The organism is Nocardia coffeae (assembly GCF_019890715.1).
GTDB classification, from domain to species: domain Bacteria; phylum Actinomycetota; class Actinomycetes; order Mycobacteriales; family Mycobacteriaceae; genus Nocardia; species Nocardia jiangxiensis.
Genome location: NZ_JAINZY010000016.1, coordinates 163,074 through 185,501 on the forward strand (window position 1 = coordinate 163,074; position 22,428 = coordinate 185,501).

At 68.3% G+C, this 22,428-nt stretch carries 23 protein-coding genes; 9 read left to right on the top strand and 14 right to left on the bottom strand.

The features are described from left to right. Positions 1–15: 15 nt before the first annotated feature. Positions 16–699 carry an ABC transporter permease gene (locus K7711_RS39395; protein ID WP_222976614.1) on the top strand — a complete coding sequence of 228 codons (684 nt, stop codon included), beginning with the start codon at positions 16–18 and terminating at the stop codon, positions 697–699. After that, positions 696–1,388 carry an ABC transporter permease gene (locus K7711_RS39400; protein WP_222976616.1) on the top strand — a complete coding sequence of 231 codons (693 nt, stop codon included), beginning with the start codon at positions 696–698 and terminating at the stop codon, positions 1,386–1,388. The genes K7711_RS39395 and K7711_RS39400 overlap by 4 nt, the downstream gene beginning before the upstream one ends. 26 nt (positions 1,389–1,414) lie before the next feature. Here K7711_RS39400 and K7711_RS39405 read toward each other — a convergent pair whose 3' ends face one another. The 6 genes from K7711_RS39405 to K7711_RS39430 form a co-directional block, all read right to left on the bottom strand. Next, positions 1,415–1,813, bottom strand: coding sequence for a VOC family protein (locus K7711_RS39405; RefSeq protein ID WP_235748471.1), 399 nt, complete (start codon positions 1,811–1,813; stop codon positions 1,415–1,417). Positions 1,814–1,831: 18 nt separating this feature from the next. Then, positions 1,832–2,491 carry a response regulator transcription factor gene (locus K7711_RS39410; protein ID WP_308015151.1) on the bottom strand — a complete coding sequence of 220 codons (660 nt, stop codon included), beginning with the start codon at positions 2,489–2,491 and terminating at the stop codon, positions 1,832–1,834. After that, entirely contained in the window at positions 2,458–3,579 is a 1,122-nt protein-coding gene (locus K7711_RS39415) for a sensor histidine kinase (RefSeq protein ID WP_222976618.1), read from the bottom strand. Before K7711_RS39415 ends, K7711_RS39410 begins: the two co-directional genes overlap by 34 nt. A gap of 5 nt (positions 3,580–3,584) precedes the next feature. After that, entirely contained in the window at positions 3,585–4,073 is a 489-nt protein-coding gene (locus K7711_RS39420) for a hypothetical protein (protein ID WP_222976620.1), read from the bottom strand. 241 nt (positions 4,074–4,314) lie between these two features. Then, positions 4,315–5,523 carry a DUF1501 domain-containing protein gene (locus tag K7711_RS39425; protein ID WP_222976621.1) on the bottom strand — a complete coding sequence of 403 codons (1,209 nt, stop codon included), beginning with the start codon at positions 5,521–5,523 and terminating at the stop codon, positions 4,315–4,317. A gap of 15 nt (positions 5,524–5,538) precedes the next feature. After that, a complete protein-coding gene (locus K7711_RS39430) occupies positions 5,539–6,846 on the bottom strand; it encodes a DUF1800 domain-containing protein (protein ID WP_222976623.1) in 1,308 nt (435 codons plus the stop codon). 83 nt (positions 6,847–6,929) lie between these two features. On the opposite strand from K7711_RS39430, the gene K7711_RS39435 reads away from it, so the two are divergent. The 4 genes from K7711_RS39435 to K7711_RS39450 all read left to right on the top strand — a co-directional run bounded on the left by K7711_RS39435 (position 6,930) and on the right by K7711_RS39450 (position 9,875). Continuing rightward, positions 6,930–7,613, top strand: a complete 684-nt coding sequence (locus K7711_RS39435) for a response regulator transcription factor (RefSeq protein ID WP_222976625.1) — start codon at positions 6,930–6,932, stop codon at positions 7,611–7,613. 34 nt (positions 7,614–7,647) lie between these two features. Continuing rightward, positions 7,648–8,967 carry a sensor histidine kinase gene (locus K7711_RS39440; RefSeq protein WP_222976627.1) on the top strand — a complete coding sequence of 440 codons (1,320 nt, stop codon included), beginning with the start codon at positions 7,648–7,650 and terminating at the stop codon, positions 8,965–8,967. Positions 8,968–9,062: 95 nt separating this feature from the next. Further along, the gene (locus K7711_RS39445) at positions 9,063–9,389 is read left to right on the top strand and encodes a hemophore-related protein (RefSeq protein WP_222976629.1); all 327 of its coding nucleotides are present in this window, start codon (positions 9,063–9,065) and stop codon (positions 9,387–9,389) included. 126 nt (positions 9,390–9,515) lie between these two features. Beyond that, positions 9,516–9,875, top strand: a complete 360-nt coding sequence (locus K7711_RS39450) for a hypothetical protein (protein ID WP_222976631.1) — start codon at positions 9,516–9,518, stop codon at positions 9,873–9,875. A 26-nt stretch (positions 9,876–9,901) separates the two neighbouring features. On the opposite strand, the gene K7711_RS39455 is transcribed toward K7711_RS39450, so the two are convergent. The 8 genes from K7711_RS39455 to K7711_RS39490 all read right to left on the bottom strand — a co-directional run bounded on the left by K7711_RS39455 (position 9,902) and on the right by K7711_RS39490 (position 18,750). Then, entirely contained in the window at positions 9,902–11,251 is a 1,350-nt protein-coding gene (locus K7711_RS39455; RefSeq protein ID WP_308015152.1) for a glycoside hydrolase family 27 protein, read from the bottom strand. Positions 11,252–11,290: 39 nt separating this feature from the next. Next, positions 11,291–12,487 (bottom strand): NAD(P)-dependent malic enzyme, encoded by a 1,197-nt coding sequence (locus tag K7711_RS39460; RefSeq protein ID WP_372460234.1) that lies wholly within the window; start codon positions 12,485–12,487, stop codon positions 11,291–11,293. A 521-nt stretch (positions 12,488–13,008) separates the two neighbouring features. Then, on the bottom strand, positions 13,009–14,607 hold the full coding sequence (locus K7711_RS39465; protein ID WP_222976633.1) for an FAD-dependent oxidoreductase: 1,599 nt from the start codon (positions 14,605–14,607) through the stop codon (positions 13,009–13,011). A 140-nt stretch (positions 14,608–14,747) separates the two neighbouring features. Continuing rightward, the gene (locus K7711_RS39470; RefSeq protein ID WP_222976635.1) at positions 14,748–15,014 is read right to left on the bottom strand and encodes a hypothetical protein; all 267 of its coding nucleotides are present in this window, start codon (positions 15,012–15,014) and stop codon (positions 14,748–14,750) included. Between the two features lie 477 nt (positions 15,015–15,491). Further along, positions 15,492–16,346, bottom strand: coding sequence for a PHP domain-containing protein (locus K7711_RS39475; RefSeq protein ID WP_222976637.1), 855 nt, complete (start codon positions 16,344–16,346; stop codon positions 15,492–15,494). 291 nt (positions 16,347–16,637) lie between these two features. Continuing rightward, on the bottom strand, positions 16,638–17,210 hold the full coding sequence (locus K7711_RS39480) for a suppressor of fused domain protein (protein ID WP_222976639.1): 573 nt from the start codon (positions 17,208–17,210) through the stop codon (positions 16,638–16,640). A gap of 79 nt (positions 17,211–17,289) precedes the next feature. Continuing rightward, positions 17,290–17,781 carry a YflT domain-containing protein gene (locus K7711_RS39485; RefSeq protein ID WP_040827443.1) on the bottom strand — a complete coding sequence of 164 codons (492 nt, stop codon included), beginning with the start codon at positions 17,779–17,781 and terminating at the stop codon, positions 17,290–17,292. 12 nt (positions 17,782–17,793) lie between these two features. Further along, positions 17,794–18,750, bottom strand: a complete 957-nt coding sequence (locus tag K7711_RS39490; protein WP_222976641.1) for an HpcH/HpaI aldolase/citrate lyase family protein — start codon at positions 18,748–18,750, stop codon at positions 17,794–17,796. 77 nt (positions 18,751–18,827) lie between these two features. Between K7711_RS39490 and K7711_RS39495 the strand changes: the two genes are divergently transcribed. The 3 genes from K7711_RS39495 to K7711_RS39505 all read left to right on the top strand — a co-directional run bounded on the left by K7711_RS39495 (position 18,828) and on the right by K7711_RS39505 (position 22,326). Then, positions 18,828–20,168 (top strand): magnesium transporter MgtE N-terminal domain-containing protein, encoded by a 1,341-nt coding sequence (locus tag K7711_RS39495; RefSeq protein ID WP_222976643.1) that lies wholly within the window; start codon positions 18,828–18,830, stop codon positions 20,166–20,168. Next, a complete protein-coding gene (locus K7711_RS39500) occupies positions 20,165–20,749 on the top strand; it encodes a DUF1003 domain-containing protein (protein ID WP_222976645.1) in 585 nt (194 codons plus the stop codon). Before K7711_RS39495 ends, K7711_RS39500 begins: the two co-directional genes overlap by 4 nt. Positions 20,750–20,961: 212 nt before the next feature. Continuing rightward, on the top strand, positions 20,962–22,326 hold the full coding sequence (locus K7711_RS39505) for a lytic transglycosylase domain-containing protein (RefSeq protein ID WP_308015153.1): 1,365 nt from the start codon (positions 20,962–20,964) through the stop codon (positions 22,324–22,326). Positions 22,327–22,428: the final 102 nt, after the last annotated feature.

Here is a 22,428-nt window from a genome sequence, read left to right on the forward strand (position 1 = left end):
ACCGGATACGACCCGATGAGATATCTGATCGACAATTTCGCCGAGATCGCCGGATTCGCCCGCACGCACCTGTATCTGGCGCTGGTCCCGCTGCTGGTCGGACTGGTGATCGCGATTCCCGCGGGTGCGGCGGTGCGGCGGGTGCCGTGGTTGCGCCGGATCACGATCACCGTGGCGAGCCTGGCCTTCACGATTCCGTCGCTGGCACTGCTGGTGATCATTCCGCCGCTGGCGGGCATCGCGACCATCGATCCGCTGAACGTGGTCATCGCGCTGAGCATCTATTCGGTGGCGCTGCTGATCATCGCGGTCCCCGCGGCGCTGGATTCGGTGCCCGCCGAGGTGCTCGACGCCTCCGACGCCCTCGGCCACACCCGGCTGCGCCGCACACTGACGGTCGAATTCCCCTTGGCCATACCGGTTTTCGTGGCCAATCTACGAGTGGTGGCGGTCACCAACATCTCCATGGTGACCGTCGGCGCACTGATCGGCGTCGGCGGGCTGGGCAAACTGTTCACCCAGGGATATCAGCGCGACTATCCCGACGAGATCATCGCCGGAATCATCGTGGTGCTGATCCTGGCCCTGGTGGTCGACCGGGTGCTGTTCGCCCTCGGACGCTGGGCCACGCCGTGGCTGCGCGCGAGCAGGCCCAGGCTCGCGCAACGGCTGCGCTCGGCGAAAGGGGTTGGCGCATGAACCTTTTCATAGACGCCTGGCATTACTTCAGCACCGCGGCGAACTGGGGCGGACCGGCCGGAATCGGCAATCGTCTGCTGCAACACCTGTGGTACAGCTTCCTGGCGATCGCGATCTCCGCGGTCATCGCGGTGCCGATCGGACTGCTGATCGGGCACACCCGACGCGGCGGCGGCATGGTCGTCGGCTTCGCCAACGCGATGCGCGCCCTGCCGACGCTCGGTGTGCTGACCATCGTGGTGCTGGGCCTGGGACTGGGATTGCTGCCGCCGCTGCTGGCACTGCTCACCGTCGGCATCCCGCCCCTGCTCGCGGGCACCTACGCGGGCATCGCGAATGTCGATCCGACCGTGGTGGACGCTTCGCGCGCGATGGGGATGACCGAACGTCGGATACTCCTGCGCGTGGAGACGCCCAATGCGATGCCGGTGATCCTCACCGGATTGCGTTCGGCCACACTGCAGGTGGTGGCGACGGCGACCATCGCCGCCTACGTCAACCTGGGCGGGCTCGGCCGCTACATCTTCGACGGCATCAGCCTGTACAAGTACGACCGGGTGCTGGTCGGGGCGCTGTTGGTGGCCGTGCTGGCGCTGGCGCTGGACGCGCTGCTCGCCGTGGCGGTATGGGCCAGCGCACCGGGCACGGGCCGATTGCGCCGCAGCGCAACGATTCCCGATGCCCAGTGAGCCCGGTTCGCTCGAAAAGCCTTGCGCTACTTGAGGTTCAACTGCCAGGAGACGCCGAACCGGTCGTTCACCCAGCCGAAGCGCCTGCTGAATCCGTACTCGCCCAACGGCATCAGCTGCCCGCCGCCCTCGGACAGCGCCGTGTAGAGCCGCTCGAGTTCCGCATCGGAGGAACATTCGACGAACAGCGACATCGAGGGGGTGAAACCGAATTCGTGATGAACGAAACTGTCGATGCAGCTGAACTGCTGACCGGCCAGCGCGAACACCGCACGTTTGACGGTGCCCTCCGGTCCGGGTTCACCGGCGGCGAACCGCTCGATCTCCAGCACCGCACCGTCTTCGAAAAGACTCGTGTAGAAGGTCATGGCCGCCTCGGCGGCACCCTCGAACATCAGCTGCGTGGTGATTTTCTGATCCGCCATGGCGCCCATCATGACATGTCAGTGAGCGAGTCCGGTGCGATGCGCGTAGGCGATGGCCTGTCCTCGGTCGCGGACGTCGAGCTTGGCGAACAGCGAATTGATATGGCTCTTGACGGTGCTCAGGCCGATGTACAGCTCCGCGGCGATCTCGGCGTTGTTGCGCCCCTGCGCCATCAGGCGCAGCACGTCCAGCTCGCGGTCGGTGAGATCGGCCCGCGCGGGCCGGGTGGCCGCGCCCAGTGCCGAGACCAGGCGCGCGCCGACGTCGGCGGCGAGGGTGGTGTGCCCGCTGGCGACCGAGCGGACGGCCGCGGCGATCTCGGCGCGTCCGGCGTCCTTGGTCAGGTAGCCACGCGCGCCCGCGCGCAGGGCCCCGGCGATGGACGCGTCGTCGGCGTAGGTGGTCAGGACCAGAACCGCGGTTCCAGGATGGGCGGCGGTGATCGCGGTGGTCGCGGCCACGCCGTCGACGCCGGGCATGCGCAGATCCATCAGCACCACCTGCGGAGACAGTGTGCGCACCAGCTCGACCGCCTCCGCGCCGTCGCGCGCCTCGCCGACCACCTCGACGTCGGGCAGCAGCGACAGCACGGTGCTCAGGCCGTCGCGCACCGTGGTCTGATCATCGGCCACCACGACCGAGATCATCTGCGCGGCACCAGAATGCGAACCGTCCACTGCTGTTCCTCCCTTCCCGCGCGCACCGTGCCGCCCACGGCCGCGATCCGTTCGGTCATGCCGAGCAGGCCCGCGCCCGCACCGGAATGCCGCAGCGCGCCGAGCCGAGCGGTGAGCGGATTGCCGACCACCACCTCCAGACCCTCGTCCCGGTCCTCGATGGTGAGCGTAATCGGTTGTCCGGGAGCGTGTTTGCGCGCGTTGGTGAACGCCTCCTGTACCGCGCGGCCGACCGCGACGGCGGTCTGCTCGTCCAACCGGCGCAGATCCGCGTCGAGGTGCAACTCCACCCGGCCGCCCGAGGCGCATTCGTCGCCGGCGAGACGGCGCACCTGCGTGCCCAGGTCGAAACCGTCCGCGCGCATCGCGTGCACCACACGCCGGGCGTCCTCGAATCCGGACCGGGCCAGCTCGTGCGAGGCCTTCACCCGCTCGGACGCGCGATCCACCTCGCCCGCCTCGAGCAACGCGTCCGCGGCGTCGAGCTGACGCACCAGTCCGCCCAGGGTGTGTGCCAGCACGTCGTGGATGTCGCGGGCCAGCCGGCCGCGTTCGGCGAGCGCGGCGGCCCGGTCCCGCTCGGCGCGGATGATCCGGTTCTGCTCGAGCAGCAGCAGATTCTGGTCCGCCGCCCGGCGTGACTGGCTACGACTCCAGCCCAGCAGCCCGAATACCAGCGCTCCCACCAGAAACCCGAGCAGATCGCGCGGATGCCCCGCGACGCCGAGCATCGACACACAGCCACACACCGCGGACAGGGCCGCGATAGCGAGTCCGATCGTCACGGGCGAGGTCGCCAGGGACAACGCCGCGAAGACCGTCGCCAGTGCGGTGATCGCCGATCCCACCACCCACGCGGCGGTCAGCCCGCCGCCGATCGCCATGGCACACAGGCAGATCCACCCCGGCCACGCCGTTCCCGGGGGTTCGGCGATCCACACCGCCCAGCCGAGCCAGGACAGCACCGCACCCGCCGCGATCCAGGGATGGGACCACAGGTGCGCGTGCAGCGAGGAGAAGAGCACGGCGACGAGCCCGACCAGGCGAAGCAGCCTGGACAGGCTCGTCGGCGAGACAGCAGCGATCATCGCGTTCAGTGTGCCGCAACCTGGTGCGGCTGCTTGGTCCGGCGCAGCAACATCACCGTGCGCCCGGCCCGGTTCAACGCCAGCATCAGCAGGATGATCCCGGCGGAGGCCACGATCTTCGCCCCGCTGGCCGATGCCCACACGTCCACGCCCAGGCGCACCGCCAGCATGACGAACCACAGCAGCGACCCGACCAGTCCCGTCCGCGCCTGCAACTCCCCGTCCACCCGCCGCACCTGCGACAACATCCCCATCCCGAGACCGATCCCCACACTCAGCACCGCCTCGAGCGCCAACAGCGCCACCGCCAACCCCCCGATCGAGGCCCCGGCCACCGCCGACCGCGACACCAGCACCCCGACCACCGCCAGAATGATCGGCCCGCGCCACACCCGCGTGAGATCCACTACCTGCCACCGTGTCTGCCGATAGATGATCCACCCCAGCACCAGGACGACCAGGACACCCTCGAGTACCGCATTCTGCAAGCTCATGCCTCCAGCGTCGATCAGACGGGCCCGTCACCCCACCACCCGCGGGTGGACCCGAGGTGGAGATCTGCGGCCGGGGAAGTCCACCGCCACGCGGATTTCACACATGCCGGCCGAGGCCACCGGGTCCGAACCGAGGACACAGCATGGTGGCCCGGACCGAGAACCGGGTCCTCGTCGATGATCAGCGTTTCGCGGCAGAGATCAGCGCAGTAGTCGAACGCCCGAGCAGATCCGTTGTCTCTCAGGTGATCAGCCCCAGGTCGCGGCGGCCGGGGCCGAGGACGGGGGTGGGGTCGGTGGCGACTACTCGGTGCAGAAGTTCGTGATAGACGTCGCGGAAGTCGACGGTGGATTTGAGGTCGCCGTCGTCGAGGTCGGTGAGGCTGGGTTCTTCACCGTGGAAACCGCCGACGACCTGGGAGCCCGCGATGAAGATCGGGCCCGCGGTGCCGTGGTCGGTGCCCTGGGAGGCGTTGGCGGTCACGCGACGGCCGAATTCGCTGTACGCCAACAGGACGACGTCGCGCCCGCGCGGATGTCCGGCCATATCGCGCAGGAAGGCCGACACCGCCTGGTCCATCCTGCCGAGCGGTTGTTCCTGGGTGTGGCGTTCGTCGGCGTGGGTGTCGAAGCCGCCCAGACCGACCGAGTAGACGCGGGTGGGCACACCGGCTTTGATGCACTGCGAGACCAGATCCAGTTGCGTCGCGAGGGGATTGCCACCGGACTCGGACTTGGCTTCGGCCTTCTTGCCCGTCTCGATCGACGAGAAGGCTTGTGAGACGGTCTGTTCCGAGCGATATCCGCTGCACACGAAACCCTGGGCGGCGCTGTCGTGCGGATCGGCTGCGGCCAGCCCGGCGAGTTCGGCCTTCAGCTGCGCCGACAGCGGAGCCGAGGACGGATCCAGTGCCGAGGCAGTGTGTTTCGCGCCGATCGCCAACGTCGGCAGGACCGAGCCGATATTGACCGCGCGCAGCGGATCGTCGCCGGTCGCGTCGAGCCAGCGGCCGACCCAACCGGTCGGCGACGGCTCGTCGGGCACCGCGGTCTGCCAGATGTCCATGGACCGGAAATGGCTGTGGTCCGGCTTCGGATACCCGACGCCGCGCACGATCGCCAGATCGTGCTGCCCCCACAACTGGGCCAGTCCCTTCATGGCCGGATTGAGCCCGAGCTGCCCGTCCAGGTGCAGCACTTCCTCCGGGCGATAGGACAATTCGGGACGTGCGTCGTGATATGCGTTGTCCGCGTAGGGAATCACGGTATTGATGCCGTCGTTGCCGCCGTACATGGTGAGCACCACCAGAATTCCCGATCCGGCGGGCAGCGGACCGGTGCTCGCCGCATGGTGCAACTCGTCCCAGGTGATCGCCGAAGCCCCGAGCACCCCGAGCGCACCCAACACGCCGGAACCGACGAGGAATTGTCTGCGACTCACAGATGGCATGGCGTTTTCCGTCTCTCAGCTCGTCAGGTATTCGGGAGTGTTCACGGCGATCGCGGCCAGCCGCGCCGGATTGCCGACCGCGGTGCGCAGCACCTTCGCGCTGCGGTCGGACCACGCGCCCACACCCAGCAGATGTCCGGCGGCATCCACCCGATCGTTGCTGCTCGCGGACGAAATCGGGGACAGGTCAGCGCCTTTGAGCAGTGCGGTGATCGCGGTCAGCCGAATCTGGGCCGCCGCGGTGGACATCCACGCCTGCCCACTGGACCAACCACCCACATTCGGCGGATAGAACGGCAACTGCCCCAGCGTGCGCAGCACCCCCATCACCCGATGCGCCTCCGCATCGCTGCTCAGCGGCACCCGCAACGCCCGCACCGCGCCGATCAGCCATTCCACCGGCGCGTGCACGACGGTGTCACGGGCGCCGGCGAACTCGGGATCGGTGAGGATCGCGGTGATCATCGCCCCCAGATCACGATCGGGCCCGTAGGCGGTGGTGATGCGCTCCAGCGCGGCCTGCGAGGGCGGATCGTCCGAGGCCAGTTGCTGCCACATCCGCCCGGCGACATACCGCGCCGACTCCGGACGCGAGAGCACCGCATCGCAGAATTCCCGCACACCCAGCGGACCCGTCACGCCGAGAAGGGTTTTCGTCCCCGCGTCATGGCGTTTCGGATCGAATGCCGCCGCGCCGTTCTTTATCGTCCACCCCGTCAACGCCCGAGCCCCTTGGCGCACATCGGTTTCGGTGTAGCCGTTACCGTGCCCGAGCGCGAACAGCTCCATGAATTCGCGGGACAGATTCTCGTTGGGGGCCTTGGCGGTATTGGTCTGGCCGTCGAGCCAGCGCAGCATCGCCGGATCGGTGAGCATCGCGTAGGCCAGGGTCGAGAAATCCCCGACGCCCATGGCGCGCAACGTCCGATTCTGTCCGGCCATCTCCGCCGCGCTGCGCACCTTCACCGCAGAGGTGGCGAAGTGGTTGTGCCACAACAGGGTCAGCTTCTCCCGCACGGGCACCTGTACGGCGGCCATCCGTCGCAACCACCACACGGTGAGCTCGTTCAGCTGTGCGGTGATCTCGGTGTTGTAGCGGTGGCGCTGGTCGGCGGTGGCCTTGCGACCGGGCGCCGCGACGAAGGCGAACTGTGGCATCGGCGTGGCGCGCGCCCCCGGATCGGCCTCCGGATCGGCCGCCAGCGCCGCGCGCAGATACGCCGCCGGATCGCTCACCGCGTCGATCTCCGGGCCCGCCGCACCGAATCCGGACCGGCGCAGCACCCGAGCGCTGCGCATCCACTGTGCTGATTGGCTGGCCATATTCCGAGTATCGGCGGTGCACAGCCCTTCCGCAGGACCCGCACGGGCTACCTTCAGCCAATCCTCAGCCGGCAACGGCCACAATGTCGGGTGTGCAGAACGGGCGAATCCTGGTCATCGAAGACGCCGAGGCCATTCGGGCGGCGGTCGCGTCCGGGCTGCGCGCGGCCGGTCACGAGACCCTCGCGCGCCCGGACGGCGGCGAGCTGGAACGGGATCTGGCGCAGTTCCGCCCCGACGTGGTGGTCCTGGACGTCATGCTGCCCGGACGCGACGGCTTCGCCCTGCTGGAATCGGTGCGCGCGCACTGCGCGGCGGGCGTGGTGATGCTCACCGCGCGGGACGGCGTGCAGGATCGGGTGCGCGGACTGCGCGCCGGATCGGACGACTACGTGGTCAAACCGTTCGACCTGACCGAGCTGGTGGCCCGGGTGGAGGCGCTGCTGCGGCGAATGGGCAAGTTGCAGAACAAGATCACGATCGCGGATCTGGTGGTGGACATCGAATCAGGAATCGTGTTGCGCGGCAACGAGACCGTCACCCTGACCGCCACCGAGTTCAAACTCCTGACCTATCTGGCCGCACATCGCGACCAGGTGGTCACCAAGACCCAGATCCTCACCGCCGTATGGGGGTACGAGGATTACGACCCGAATCTGGTGGAGGTGTACGTCAGCGCGGTCCGGCGCAAACTCGAGGAGCACGGGCCACGGCTGCTGCACACGGTGCGCGGTATGGGTTATGCGCTGCGGGCCGGGGACCGATGAACACGCGGCGGCCGACTGTCCCGGCGAGCGCGTCATGAGGACCGTATCGCTGCGCCGCCGGGTAACCCTCACCGCCGCAATCGTTTCCGGGATCGCACTGGTGGTCGTGGCGGTCGTGGTGCACGGCCTGTTCGCGGTCGTGGTCTCCCGCAGCGAGGACACCACCCTGACGGACCGGGTGCAGCTGGCCCGTCAGCTCGCCATGCAGAAGACCCCGCCGCGGGTGCTGATCGCCCGGGTCGACAATCGCTCGGTGCGGGCCAGCCTGGTGCTCGCGGACGGCCAGACCTACGGGAGCCTGACGCCGCGTCGCGAGGCCGAGAACGTCGCCAAGACACGACGGGTGATCCTGACCGGACCGGGTCAGCTCAATCATTCGCGGCTCACCGTGCAGATCGACGAGCCGCTGCTGGCCCGGATCGGCTCCCGGCTGGTCTGGGTGTTGGTCGCCGCGATCGCCGCGGCGCTGCTGCTGATCGCGGGCGGACTCTGGTTCGGAGTGCGCCGCGCCCTCGCACCCCTGGATTCGATGACGCGCCTGGCCCGCGACATCGCCCACGGTCACCGTGGCAGCCGACTGTCCCCGGACCGCACCGATACCGAACTCGGCCGCACCGCAAGCGCTTTCGATGAAATGCTGGACGCGCTCGAAGGCGCCGAATCGCGGGCCCGCGGTTCCGAGCAGCAGTTGCGTGCCTTCGTCGGCGATGCCGCGCACGAGTTGCGCACCCCCGTCGCGGGCATCCGCGCCATCGCCGAGGCCGTCCTGCATCAACCGGCCGATGCCGATCCCGAGGAACGCCAGCGCATGTATCTGCTGCTGGCCCGCGAGGCGCAGCGGGCCGGGCGGCTGGTCGACGATCTGCTCGACATGGCCCGGATCGATGCGGGCCTGCAACTGCACACCGAACCGGTGGATCTGTACGAGCTCAGCGGAATTCAGCTCGATCGCGTCCGGATGCTGCACCCCGACGTGGAATTCCGGCTCGACGGCCGGGCGGTGCGCACGATCGCCGATCCGGAACGCATCGGGCAGATCCTGGTGAACATCCTGAGCAACGCGTGTCAGGCCATGCCCGAGGGCGGGGTGGTCACCGTGCGTGTCGAGGCCCGCGACGACCTGGCCAGGATCACGATCGCCGACACCGGCCCCGGCATCGCACCGGACGACCGCGAACGCATCTTCGACCGGCTGGTGCGCCTGGATCAGGCCCGCGAAACCCGTTCGGGTGGTTCGGGCCTGGGCCTGCCCATCGCCCGCGGCATCGCCCGAGCCCACGGCGGCGACCTGAACTGCACCGAATCCGAGGACGGTCGCGGAGCACGATTCGTGCTGACCCTGAAGATCACCTGAAGGTACGCGGGTCGAACCCCGGAATTTCAGCGCGTCCTCAGCTACGCCGGGCACATTCGGTTCGACAGCACGAATCGACCGAACGGAGTTCCCCTGTGAAACGCATCGCCGCCGCCCTGCTCACCGCCACCGCGGGTCTGGCCACCCTCGCGATCGCCCTGCCCGCGACCGCCTCCGCGGATCCCGCACAGTGCACCGTGCAGAACCGCGCCGCGGCCCACGCCGCCGCCGCACCGAAGGTCGCCGCCTACCTGGCCGCCCACCCCGACCTCTCCGCCGAACTCGCCCACATCAGGACCCTGCCGAAGGATCAGCGCAAGGCCGAACGCCAGTCCTACCGCCAGGCCCATCCGGATCTGATCGCGGGCCTGCGCGGCGCACGCCAGCCGGTGATCGACTACCGGCACGCCTGCCATCGGTAGCCGACATCTCGCTCTCGAGAATCGGCTGGCTCCCTGCTCGAAATCAGCTGGCAACCCTCGTTTTCCAGCGCACCGTGCGATAGAACTGACTCGTTCGGATCGAAATCTAAACGGGGAGTGGCACACATGCGGAGAATCATCACGGCGGCAGTACTCACGAGCGGTATCCTCGGCGGCGTCGCTGCACTGGGTTCGGTTGCGGCACAGGCGACTCCGATCGGAACCGTCAACTGCGGCTCGGTCCCCACGGGCAGCAAGCTCGTAACCACGTGCACCAATACCGATCTCGGACCCGGCACGATGAACTACTCACTGCTGTGCACCAATCTGGTGTTCGAGTGGTACCACACCGAGCGGATCGGCCCGACCTCCACGCAGACCATGGTCCGCGATTGCGGTCCCGGCGCGCATCCGATTCTGTGGGGTTCCTCGGGCATCACCGATTATCAGCAGTTGCTGAACAACGAGTACAACGACAACAACTAGCAGCCGGTCCGCCGTGCTACTGCCGATCAGGTCAGCGGGGACGGGCTGATCCGCAGTAGCACGGTGTCGTGTGCGGCCACCTGCGCGCCGACCGCGGTACGCACGGTCGCGTGCGCCCCCGACCACAGGTTGCGGGCGGTGAAACCATCGGCGGCGGGCAGGCCCAGGCTCGCCAGCGGGATCGAGATCGTGGCGGTCGAATCGCCGTTGTTCCACAACGCGACCGCGACCGAACCGTCCGACAACGTTCTGCGCCAGACCTTTCCGTCGGTCCCGGGCACCACGGTGACCGGTGCGGCGAGCGGATCCTGGTCCACCGCGATGATCTCCGGATCGGTCAGCAGCCGCCAGGTCGTCTCGTTCATGTAGGACAGGGCATTTCCGGCGATCAGTGGTGCGGCCAGCATGGCCCACATGCCGAACTGGGTTCGCTGCTCGACCTCGGTCAGCCCGGGATAGGAGGTGCCGAGCACACCCGGGACGCCGACCTCGAGCATATCCGGGTCGGCCCAATGCCCCGGACCGGCTCGCTTCGCCGACGCCACGGTGCTGGAGAGGATTTCGCTGACCCCCTGATCACCGGCCGGGCCCTGGTGCAGTGCCCAGCCGGGCAGCAGATCGTTGGTCGTACGCCACAGCGTGCCGATACCGGACCAGTCGTAGATCCCGCCCGGCGGCGCACCGGACACCCGGCTGTTCGGATTGATGCTGTACACGATCGGACGTCCGGTGGCACGCAACGCGTCTCGCATTCTCGTGAATGCGGATACCTGGCGGTCGATATTGGAATCTGGTGAGCACCAGTCGTATTTGAGATAATCCACACCCCACGAAGCGAATGTGCGCGCGTCGAGTGCCTCGTGTCCGGAACTTCCGGTACTTCCCGGATAAGTTCCGGAAATCTGTGCGCAGGTGCGAGAATTCGGGCTCTCGTAAATACCGAATTTCAATCCACGCGCGTGCACATAAGCGGCCAGGGCCGCGATCCCGTGCGGAAAACGCGTCGGATCCGGTTGCAGCGCACCGGAAGCCGCGCGCTGTAAGGCGAACCAGCAGTCGTCCACCACGACGTATCGATAACCGGCCTCACGCATTCCGCTGGCCACCAGCGCGTCGGCCGCCTGCTCCACCGTGTGCTCGTCCACCGAACAGCCGTAGGCGTTCCAGGAATTCCAGCCCATCGGCGGAGTCCGCGCCACACCGGGGATCGCGATCGCGGTGTCACCCAGGTGCACGGTATCGGCGAACGGCGCGGAGGCCACACCGCCGATCAGCACCAGCGCCACCGTCAGCGCGGCCACCAGTGCCACCACCACACCGTGCCGCGCGCCCGGCCGTCCGCCGTAGGCGTCACCGGACAGCGCAGAACGCCCCACCCGACCCGGGATGGGGCGTCCTACCTTCGAAACCACCTGTTACGCAACGCCTTCCGCGCGCGCCGCAGCGGCCACGGCCTCGGCCACCGCCGGGGCGACCCGCGGATCCAGCGGACTCGGGATGATCTTGTCCACGGCGAGTTCGTCGCGCACCACACCGAAGATCGCGTTGGCGGCGGCCACCTTCATCCCCTCGGTGATCCGGCGCGCGCCCGCGTCCAGCGCACCCTTGAACACGCCCGGGAAGGCGAGCACGTTGTTGATCTGGTTCGGGAAGTCACTGCGTCCGGTGGCCACGATCTGCGCGTACTTCTGCGCGACGTCGGGGTGGATCTCCGGGTCCGGGTTGGACATGGCGAACACGATCGCGTCCGAGGCCATCGACGCGATCAACTCCTCGGCGATGGTGCCCGCGGACAGGCCCATGAACACGTCCGCACCGGCCAGTGCCTCGGCCGCGCCGCCACTGAGCCCCCGCGGGTTGCTGCGCTGCGCCAGTTCGGCCTTGACCTCGTTGAGGTCGGCGCGATCGGTGCCGACGATGCCCTTCGAGTCGAGCACGACCACATCGGCCACGCCCGCGGCGAGCATGATGTTGGTGCAGGCCACACCGGCCGCACCGGCGCCGGACACCACGACCTTCAGGTCCTTGATGTCGCGGCCCTGCACGCTTGCCGCACCGTTGAGCGCGGCCAGCACCACGATCGCGGTGCCGTGCTGATCGTCGTGCATGACCGGGCAGTCCAGCGCCTCGATCACGCGCTTCTCGATCTCGAAGCAGCGGGGAGCCGAGATGTCCTCGAGGTTGACCGCGCCGAAGCTGTGCCGCATCCGGACCAGGGTCTCCACGATCTCGTCGACGTCCTTGGTGTCCAGGACGATCGGAATCGAGTTCAGATCGGCGAATTTCTTGAACAGCGCCGCCTTGCCCTCCATCACCGGCAGCGAGGCGCGCGGGCCGATATCGCCCAGCCCCAGCACCGCGGTGCCGTCGCTGACCACCGCGACCAGGCGGTCGGTCCAGGTGTAGCGCTTGGCCAATGCGTCGTCCGACGCGATGGCCCGGCTCACCTGTGCCACACCCGGGGTGTAGGCGATGGACAGATCACGCTGCGAGTCGAGCGGCGCGCTGAGTTCCACCGAGAGCTTGCCTCCGAGATGGCCGGCGAAAATCTCTTCGTGTGTGATCTCGGACAGGCTGGCAGTTGCATTCGGTGCGTCAGTCACAGATGACACGATTTCACTCCTGCTCGATGCGGACTAAACCGGGGAACGGTTACCGTCGGGTATGGAAATAAGGGATTTTTCGGGTTACTCGAGGGTGCGCCGAATACGCTCACGCATGTCTCGCAATACCGTTCAGTAGTTACATCGCGGCAAGCCGCAAGGGGTATTACGAGACGCGGTTCACGTATCGCTGCACAGATCCGTCGAGCCGGAGCCGGATGGTTGTCCGGGCAATGCACTACGGTGGTGATCCGCGGACCGGAGCCGTGCGTCACGGATCGCCGTTCACCAACCTCCCCGGGCCGGGCGGTGGCGTCGGCCGGGATCCCGAACATTCTGCCAGCAGCCCCGGGACTTGCCAAATCCCCCCGCACGGTGGCGGGTCCAGAACCGCTGGGATGTGCCATTTCCCGAGGCTACGTGGCGCAAATTACCCCCGGGTCACCGAAGACCGACCTTCCGCGCGAAGGATCGGTGAACTGTCGCACCGGGATCAGGGCGGCGAGGTGCGGACGATCCGGCCCGCCCGATCAGGCGGTGGCCAGATCCGTCGGCTCGAGTTGGGAAACCGGCTCGGCCTGCGGCTGCGGCACCGGGACGACCGGCTCGCACGCCTGTGGACGCACCCAGACCGTGGACACGCCGCCGCTGAGCAGACGGCGGCACCAATGGTCGACGATCTGGGGATGGTCGGTGCGCCGATGGATACCGCGGGATTCGGTCCTGGCCAGCGCGCTGTATTTGGTCCAGCGCGCCACCGCCAGCAGCGCCGCGGCCTCACGGGCGTGCAATCGATCCGCACCGCTGCCACCGAGCGCGAATTCGGTGGCGGGCCACAGGGCGTCGAGTTCGGCGATGCTGTTGCGCAGACTGTCCGCGCTGCGTCGATAACTGCGCCGCATGGGCAGGGTGTGCTCCTGGACCAGACCGATCACCGCACGCGGATCGAGCCCGGAACCACCGTGCAAGCCCGCACCCGGAACCAGCCGCACCGGCCCCCGGCGACCACGTCCGGTCGCGAAGCGGGCCGCACCCGCACCCGCCCACGCACCCGAGGACATCGCCCAGCCCCCACCCTGCCCGCCGAATCCGCCGACCGCGCCGGTGATCGGTTCGCGCCCGGCCACCTCACCGGCCGCGAACAATCCCGGAACCGTTGTGGCGCAGTCGAATCCGATCAGATGCACACCACCCGCGCCGCGCACGGTGCCCTCCAGCACCGCGCGCACCGGCATGCGCGCGAGATCACCACTCACCCGCCGCCCCGGCACGGCGTCACGGGGATCGGCCTCCCAGCAGGCATAGACGCGTCGGCCGTCCGCGAGCGCGGTGAGCGCCTGTGCGCCGAATCCCTCTCCCGCACTGCCGAATACCGTGCCGGACTCGTCGCAGAGGGTGGCCGTTCGCAGCGCCGCCCGAGCAGCGACCGCGCGCCGTTCCGCGCCCGCCGGATGCGGCCCCAGCACCGGAGCCAGGGAATACGCGCTGGAGAACTCCATACCGGACAGCTCGCCGCCGACCTCGGCGGCCATCAGCATCCCGTCGCCGGTGTCGACGTCGGTCCCGGCGCCGCCGGACCGGAACGCGCATCCGCCCGTCGCCAGCACCACCGACCCGGCCCGCACGGACCAGGATCGGAAACCTTCGTGCAGCGCGACGCCCGCCGCGCCCGACACCACCCCCTCGGTGTCCACGACCAGTTGCAGCGCCGGGTGGTGATCCAGGATCCGCACCCCGGCCAGCACCAGCGCACGACGCATCCGGGCGAGATACTGCGCACCGTCCAGCCGGACCCGGGTGGCGCGCGCCGCGCGCTCCCCCGGGTCGCGCCGCCCCCAGCGGGCGAGCCGGCCCGCGTGCCGATGGGTCTCGGCCAGCATCCGCGCCATCCATTCCGGATCGCCGAGGCAGCCGCCGTCCGCCAAGCCGCGCTGCACCGCCGCGTCACGGAGCGGGCCGGGCGGGATATTCCACAGCGAGACAAAGCCTTTCGCGGTCGGACCGCTGTGCCCGCAGCGGGCCTTGTCGACCAGCACCACCCGGACTCCGGCCCGCGCGGCGGCCAGTGCCGCCCATACTCCGGCCGGGCCGCCGCCCAGCACCAGGACGTCGGCCTCGAGGTCGATCACGGCCGCCTCCCGCGGCTACCCGACTCCACCCGGTACAGGCCTGCCAGCGCCGCGGACTGCTTCGAAGATTCGCTCGCGATCTTGCTCACAGAGAATAAGGTTCGGGCACAATTCACCCGTTGGCAACCATTACACGGAGTTCAATTCCACCATTGCGTAACCAATAGATAACCTGCCGCCACAAAAACAACCAGCGATCCGGAAAAAGCGGGCAAACCTCGACGCCGGTCGGCAAACACCTGCCCAACCACGGCGGCCGCCGCCAACCCGATATGCCAGCCCACCATTTTCCCGCCCGGCCCCGGATACCCCCGCACCTCGCCCACGATCGCCGAGCCGGCCACCACCAAGGCCAGAACCACCATCCCCGCCGCCACCGCGCCGCTGATCGCCCGCAGAACCCTCACGCCACGCACTCCGTCCCACACCGATCCACCGCACGCCCCCGTATCTCCTGCCCCGATACGCTCACATCGCCTCCCGTGCTCGACCACAGCACCCGAAGAGTGCGGCGCGATGACATGCCGCACCCCGGGCCCCTGCTCGAAAGTTCTTGCCCACCATCGGACAAACCCGATACCCGTCGGCTACAGCACGCATCCTCGGACCACCCCGATCGAGAGCCGAGCCCTCCGATGACGTACCGCGGTCATCAGCGTCTCCCCGAAAGCAGCCGCCCACATCGGGATTCGCCCAACCATGAGCCGTCACGCCGGTCGATATCACCGACCTGTCGTCGAAATACGGCCGATGCGATGACATGTCGCAGTCATCCAAGGAATATGACCGCCACCGAGTACCCGTGCCACCCGATCTCACGCGGGCGAGGTCGAGTTCCGGGCAGTGCAAACTGCGGCCCTGTGTGATGACGCATGGTCCGGGCGTCATGCGGTGATCACCGGGACGCCGGTCGCCTTGCTGACGAGCTTCTCGAATTGCACTGGGTCCGTAGTGCATTCACCCAATTCGATGACCTTGTTCGCACCGTGGTAGTCCGACGAGCCGGTGGTGAGCAGACCGAGTTCGGCGGCCAGATCGCGCAGGACCGCGCGGTCGGACGGATTGTGGTCGGGGTGGTCGAGTTCCAGGCCGCCGAGGCCGACGGTGGCCAGATCGCGGATCTCGTCGAGAGCCAGCAGCCGACCGCGCGTGCGGGCGCGAGCATGAGCCACCACGGCGACTCCGCCTGCCGCGGTGACCATTTCGACCGCAGCATGCAGCGGGGTGTCGGCCTTCTCCGCGTAGTAGCGGCCACGCGGAGCCAGCAGTTCCGCGAAGGCCGCGTCCACCGTCGGCACCACACCGGCCGCGACGAGAGCGCGCGCCAGATGCGGTCGGCCCGCCGCGGGTCCGGCCGAGGCCAGCACCTCGTCCGGATCGACCGGCAGACCGTCCGCGGCCATCCGCTCGGCCATCGCCCGCACCCGGGCCACCCGCTCACCACGCAGCCGCTCCCGCTCCCGGGCGAACGCGACATCGGTCGGATCGAACAGATAGGCCAGCAGATGCACCGGAACCGGCCACCCGTCCTCCCCCATCCCCTGACACGACATCTCCATACCGCGCACCAGACTCATCCCCGCCGGTAACGCCCCAGCGGCCTCGCCCCACCCCGCGGTCGTATCGTGATCGGTGATCGCAATCACATCGAGCCCCGCCGCCGCGGCACTCCGGATCAGCTCACCGGGACTGTCGGTCCCGTCGGACGCACTGCTGTGGGTATGAAGGTCGATGCGCACTGTGTCATTTTGCCTCCGCTCCGCTCCGGCGGGCCGCGGCCCCCCAAGGGCCGATTCTTCCCTCCTTCCGCTCCCCCGCTTCGCTCCTCCGCTCCACTCAGTCCAGAATCGACCCGGGCCGCGGCCCTGGAGCTGGCGTTTTCCCGGGTCGGCGAGACTCAGGTGTCCGCGATGGTTCGGTCTCTGGTTCTATCCGCTGGGATTCGGTCTCTGGTTCGGATTGCGCCATTTCACGCCGGAGAGCGGCGAGGGCACCGCGGCTTGCCGAGCGACGGTCAGGGGTGGGCGTTGTCAGAGGTTTGCGGCGCCTCGGCCTGGATCGCGCACGTCGATACCGGCCTCGGTCCATGCCTCACGCAGCGCGGGTGCGCCGCGCAGGCGTACCCAGGCGGCCTCGGTGGCCGTGATCGGCGACAGCGCCAGGAAGCTCACGGGCTCCGCGGGGTCGGGGAGGGCGAGGTCGGGGATGTCGCCGGGGCCGAGCAGGACGGCGGTGAACGGTGCGTTGTGCCACAGCGGTTCTCCCAGGTCCAGCAGCGCGTCCGGTTGCAGCACAACGCCTTCCACCGCAGGTGAGGCGATCAGCACACCCAGTGCGCGGGTCAACCCGGTGTGCGCGTCACCACCGCGCAGCGTCAGCACCAGTTCCGCGCGCGGCCCACGCTCCGGATCGACAACGGCCGCACCGGGATCGGTCATCGGATGCCGCGCGCCGCCGAGCGTGACGTAGTGCACGAACTCACCGTCGGGAATGCGCAGGATCTCGATCGGCTCGAGTCCGAGAAATGTCACCGAGGCCGAATCCGCACTCGACACCGCGAAATGCCCGAGCACCGCCGCTCGGACCGATTCGATCACATCCATGCCGACCCGACTCCCACCTCGGCGCGGCACCGTCTGATTGCGCGCCACCGAGGTGCGCGTGCCGGACAGCTCATACCGCTCAGATCGCCAGCCGGGCCAGCATGTCGCGTGCCTGTTCGGCGGCCTTCGGCTCACACAGCACGTCGTAACGACCGGCCACCAACTGCATGGTGGAGGCGAAATCACGCTGGCCCCGAGTGGCCGCGTACGGAATCGAGGTGGAGATGACGCCGAAGATCACACCGCCCACCAGGCCGACGATCAGCGGGCCGACCGCGCCGCCGCTGGTGAACAGGCTCAGCAGCAGGCCGAGGAACAGGCCCAGCCAGGCGCCCGAAACCATGCCGCCGCCAATGACTTTGCCCCAGGTCAACCGGTAGAGCACCCGCTCGACCTGCATCAGGTCCACCCCGACGATGGTCACGTTCTCCACCGGGAACTGGTTGTCGGCCAGATAGTCGACCGCGCGCTGGGCCTCGGCATATGTCGGATACGACCCGACCGGCCAGCCCGACGGCGGGGTCGGCAGGCCCTGCCGATTGCGGTTCGAATTCCCGAGTGGGTTGGTCATAACTCCATCATGCTAGTTCTCGGCGGCCGACGGGGGTACGAAACGCGTGGTTCGCGCCATTCCCGCAGCACGCCCCTTCTCCGCTATGACATGCGCCATCTTCGCGCTCGCCTCATCGATCATCTCCTCACCCAGCATGACCGCGCCGCGCGCGCCGCCGTCGGCCGAGGTGTGATAGGCGTACGCGTCCAGAATCTCCTCGGCGCGGTCGTAATCGGCCTGCCGCGGACTGAAGATCTTGTTCGCGGCCTCGATCTGCGTCGGATGCAGCACCCACTTGCCGTCGAAACCCAGCGCCGCGGTGCGAGCCGCCGCCCGCCGGAACGCGTCGAGATCGCGAATCTGCAGGTAGGGACCATCGATCGCCTGCAGCCCGTGCGCACGGGCGGTGAGCAGGATGGTCATCAGAATGTGGTGGTAGGCATCGCCGGTGTCGTAGCCCTCCGGCTGCTCCCCGACGACCAGCGTGCGCATATTGATACTGGCCATGAAATCCGCGGGACCGAACACCAGCGTCCGCACCCGCGGGCTCGCGGTGGCGATCTCATCGATGTTGCGCAGGCCCAGCGCGTTCTCCAGCTGCGGTTCGATGCCGATACTGCCGACCTCGAGCTCGCACGCCTTCTCCAGCTGGGTCAACAGCAGATCCAGCGCCCGCACCTGACCGGCGTCGACCACCTTGGGCAGCAGGATCGCGTCCAGATGCGCGCCCGCGCCCTCGACCACGGCGATCACGTCGGCGTAGGTCCACGGCGTGGTCCAGTCGTTGACCCGCACCACCCGGATCTGATCGCCCCAGCCCGGCGAATTCAACGCCGCGACAATATTTCCCCGCGCCGCGGCCTTGGCGGCCGGAGCCACCGCATCCTCGAGATCCAGGAATATCTCATCTGCCGGAAGACCCTTGGCCTTCTCGATCATCCGGGGGTTGCTGCCGGGAACTGCGAGCACCGAACGGCGGGTTGGCATGCGCGACTCCTCCACGTCTGGGTTCGGTGGTGAGTCTATCGATACGGCCTCGGAGCGGTGCCTCTAACCTTTCAGTCATGGCTTCGACGAGGGTTTTCGCGGCCAGGCTCGCCGGTCTGGTGGTCCTGGGTCCGGACGGCGAATCGATCGGCCGTGTCCGGGACGCGGCCATTTCCATCCGCTACGACCGACAACAACCCCGAGTGCTCGGGCTCATCGTCGAACTGCCAACGCGCAAACGCATTTTCGTGCCCATGCTGCGAGTCACCTCGATCGAGCCCGGTTCGGTCAGCCTCAACACCGGAACGGTCAGCCTGCGCCGGTTCCAGAAACGTCCCGGCGAGATGCTCGCCCTGGCCCAGATCCTCGACTCGCGCGTCCAGGTCGAGGACCCCGATCTGCCCGAACTCGCCGGTGTCGAGGTCTTCGTGGCCGACCTGGGTATGGAACAGACCCGCACCCGCGACTGGGTGGTCTCGCGCGTCGCGGTGCGCCGGTATCGCGGACTGGGCCGGGCCCTGCGCCGCAGCGCGGTGCACGTCGTGGACTGGACCGAGGTGCGCGGCCTGAATCTGCAACAACTCAACCTGCCCGGACAGAGCGTGACCGCCCTGCTGGAACAGTTCGAGGGCCTGCGCCCCGCCGATGTGGCCCATCTGCTGCGCGAACTGCCCGAGAAACGTCGCATCGAACTGGTCCGCGCCCTGGACAACGAGCGTCTCGCCGACGTCGTCCAGGAACTGCCCGAAACCGACCAGATCGATGTCGTACAGAATCTGGGCGTGTCCCGCGCGGCCGACGTGCTCGAGGCGATGGACCCCGACGACGCCGCCGACCTGCTGGGGGAACTGCCCGAGGGGGAGGCCGAGGCGCTGCTGGCGCAGATGGATCCGGAGGAATCCGAACCGGTGCGCCGCCTGCTCGAATACTCCCCGTACACCGCGGGCGGCATGATGACCCCCGAACCGGTGGTGCTGCCCCCGGCCGCCAACGTGGCCGAGGCGCTGGCGCGGGTGCGCGATCCGGATCTGCCCGCGGCGATGGCCTCGATGGTGTTCGTGGTCCGGCCGCCGACGGCCACTCCGACGGGACGTTATCTGGGTTGCGTGCACACGCAGCGATTACTGCGCGAACCACCGGCTACCCTGCTCGGCGGTATCGTCGACACCGATCTGTCCCAGCTCCGGCCGGAAACTTCGCTTCCGGCGGTGACCCGCTACTTCGCCACCTACAACCTGGTCTGCGGGCCGGTGGTCGATTCGGAGAATCACCTCGTGGGCGCGGTGACCGTCGACGACGTTCTCGATCATCTGTTGCCCGAGGACTGGCGAGAACACGACGAGGAGGCACACGACGTCCAGCCCGCCGCGCACGCCGGCAAGGGTATGGGGGCCGGGGCCGAAGGAGAACTGCAGTGACCGACCGCGCCGACAAGCCACGTGCCCGCCTGGAGACCCCGGTCGAGAGCAGATTCCGATTCGATTTCGACGCCGAGGCGATGGCCAGGACCAGCGAGCGGATCGCCCGGTTCCTGGGCACCGGCCGCTATCTGGTGATCCAGACCGTCATCGTGTTCGTGTGGATCGTGCTGAACATCTTCACGATCGCCCTGCGCTGGGATCCCTATCCGTTCATCCTGCTCAACCTGGCCTTCTCCACCCAGGCCGCCTATGCCGCGCCGCTGATCCTGCTGGCGCAGAACCGGCAGGACAACCGGGACCGGGTCTCGCTCGAGGAGGATCGCCGCCGCTCGGCGCAGACCAAGGCCGACACCGAATTCCTGGCCCGCGAACTGGCGTCGTTGCGGATCGCGGTCGGGGAGGTGGCCACGCGCGACTATCTGCGCCGAGAGCTGGAGGACATCAAGGGCATGCTGAACCGGATCGAGTCCATCGCCCCGCTGGACGATGAAGATCCGGGAGATGGGCCCAAAACGAGGAAGAGTACCGATCGAAAGAGGGGCCAGGTACCGATTTCGCCACAGATGAGTGGCAACTGACCGCAAATATCGACAACATCGACGTGACCCATAGGTAACCTGGATCACGTTGTACGGAACGGCGGGTGCTGCCCGAGCCGCTCACACGACCAGAGGGGATTGGTGTGCCGATGCGAATATCTGGACCGGTTACCGTATCGGCGCTGGTGGCGGCGGGTTTAGTAGCTTCGAGTTCGGCGGCTCAGACCGCTGCGCACTCGCACTCGCAGACCGTGGCCGAACCGCAACTGACGGCCGCTACCGACCCCGCGAATTCGTCCGCCGCACCCTCGGATGAGACCTTCGGCATCGTTCCCGCCGCGCCCGAACCCGCCCGCAAACTTCGCGCGATGTCCGCGCCGACCGATGGTCTGCCGCTGTTCGGCGGCACGATGCCGCTGCAGGACATCTCGCTCCCGGGCGGAGCCGGGGTGTTCGGCATCCCGGAGATCGTGTTGGCGGCCTATCGCAATGCCGAGCTGGCGCTGGCGTCCTCGGAGCCCGGCTGCGGGCTGAACTGGAGTCTGCTGGCGGGTATCGGCAAGATCGAGTCGAACCATGCCGGTAACGGCCGCACCGACGCCAACGGCACCACCGTCGGGGTGATCTACGGTCCGTCCCTGGACGGCACGCTGCCCGGCAACGAGGTGCTCAAAGCCGGCGACGGCGGTTACGTGCGCGCCATCGGGCCGATGCAGTTCCTGCCCGGCACCTGGGCCGAATACGCCTCGGACGGCCGCGGCGACGGCCGTCCCGACCCGAACAACGTCTTCGACGCCGCACTCGCCGCGGGCAAATATCTGTGCTCGGGCGGGCTGAATCTGCGCGATCCGCAGCAGCAGTTGCGCGCGGTGCTGCGCTACAACAACTCCATCGCCTACGCCTCGGAAGTGTTGAGCTGGGCCAACGCCTACCGGACCGGCGGCGTCCCGACTCAGGTCACGATCTCCCCTGATCTGGTTCCGCCGGGCACGATGCCCGAAGGCGCGGGATCGGATATGACGGCGGCGAATTCGAAGGTGACCGCCACCCCCGGCCCCGCCACCCAGGCCCCGGTCACCGGGGGCGGCAACCAGCCCGCGCCAACGCCGCCGACGCAGGTGATGATCAATGTCCCTGGGCTGCCGCCGATTCCGTGCGGCGTCTTCTGCCCCGCGCCGCAGCAGCCCCAGCCCTGCGACCCCGCCACGACGCCCATCCCGGCGCAGAATCAGGATCCGCGCAACCCGCTGGCCGGATTCCTGCGGTGGGCTCCGGGAGCGCTTGCGGGCCAGGCGAATCCGGGCACACCGGCGATACCCGGCGATCCGGCCGTGATGCCCGAGGCCGATCCGAAGGACCCGAACGCCCCGCAGCCGCAACAACCCACGGCCTGCACGCAACCGCAGACTCCGGCCCAGCCGCAGGCGGCTCCGGGCAAGCCGGACGTCCAGCAAGCCCCGGCGCCCGCACCGGCTACTACGCCGCAACAGCCTGCGCCACCGGCGAAGACGCCCGAACCCGCGGCACCCGCGCCCGCGCCCACCGTCGCGCCGCCTCCGCCGGGAATCACGCTGCCGTTCGGCATCGTCATCCCACTGCCGCCGGCCCCTCGGTAACGCTAAACCGAGAAGACCATCACGAAGGAGTAACGAAAAGATCTCGGATGCGGTAACCTTCAATCGTTGTGTCACGCAAAGCTCACAGCGAGCATTGGAGGG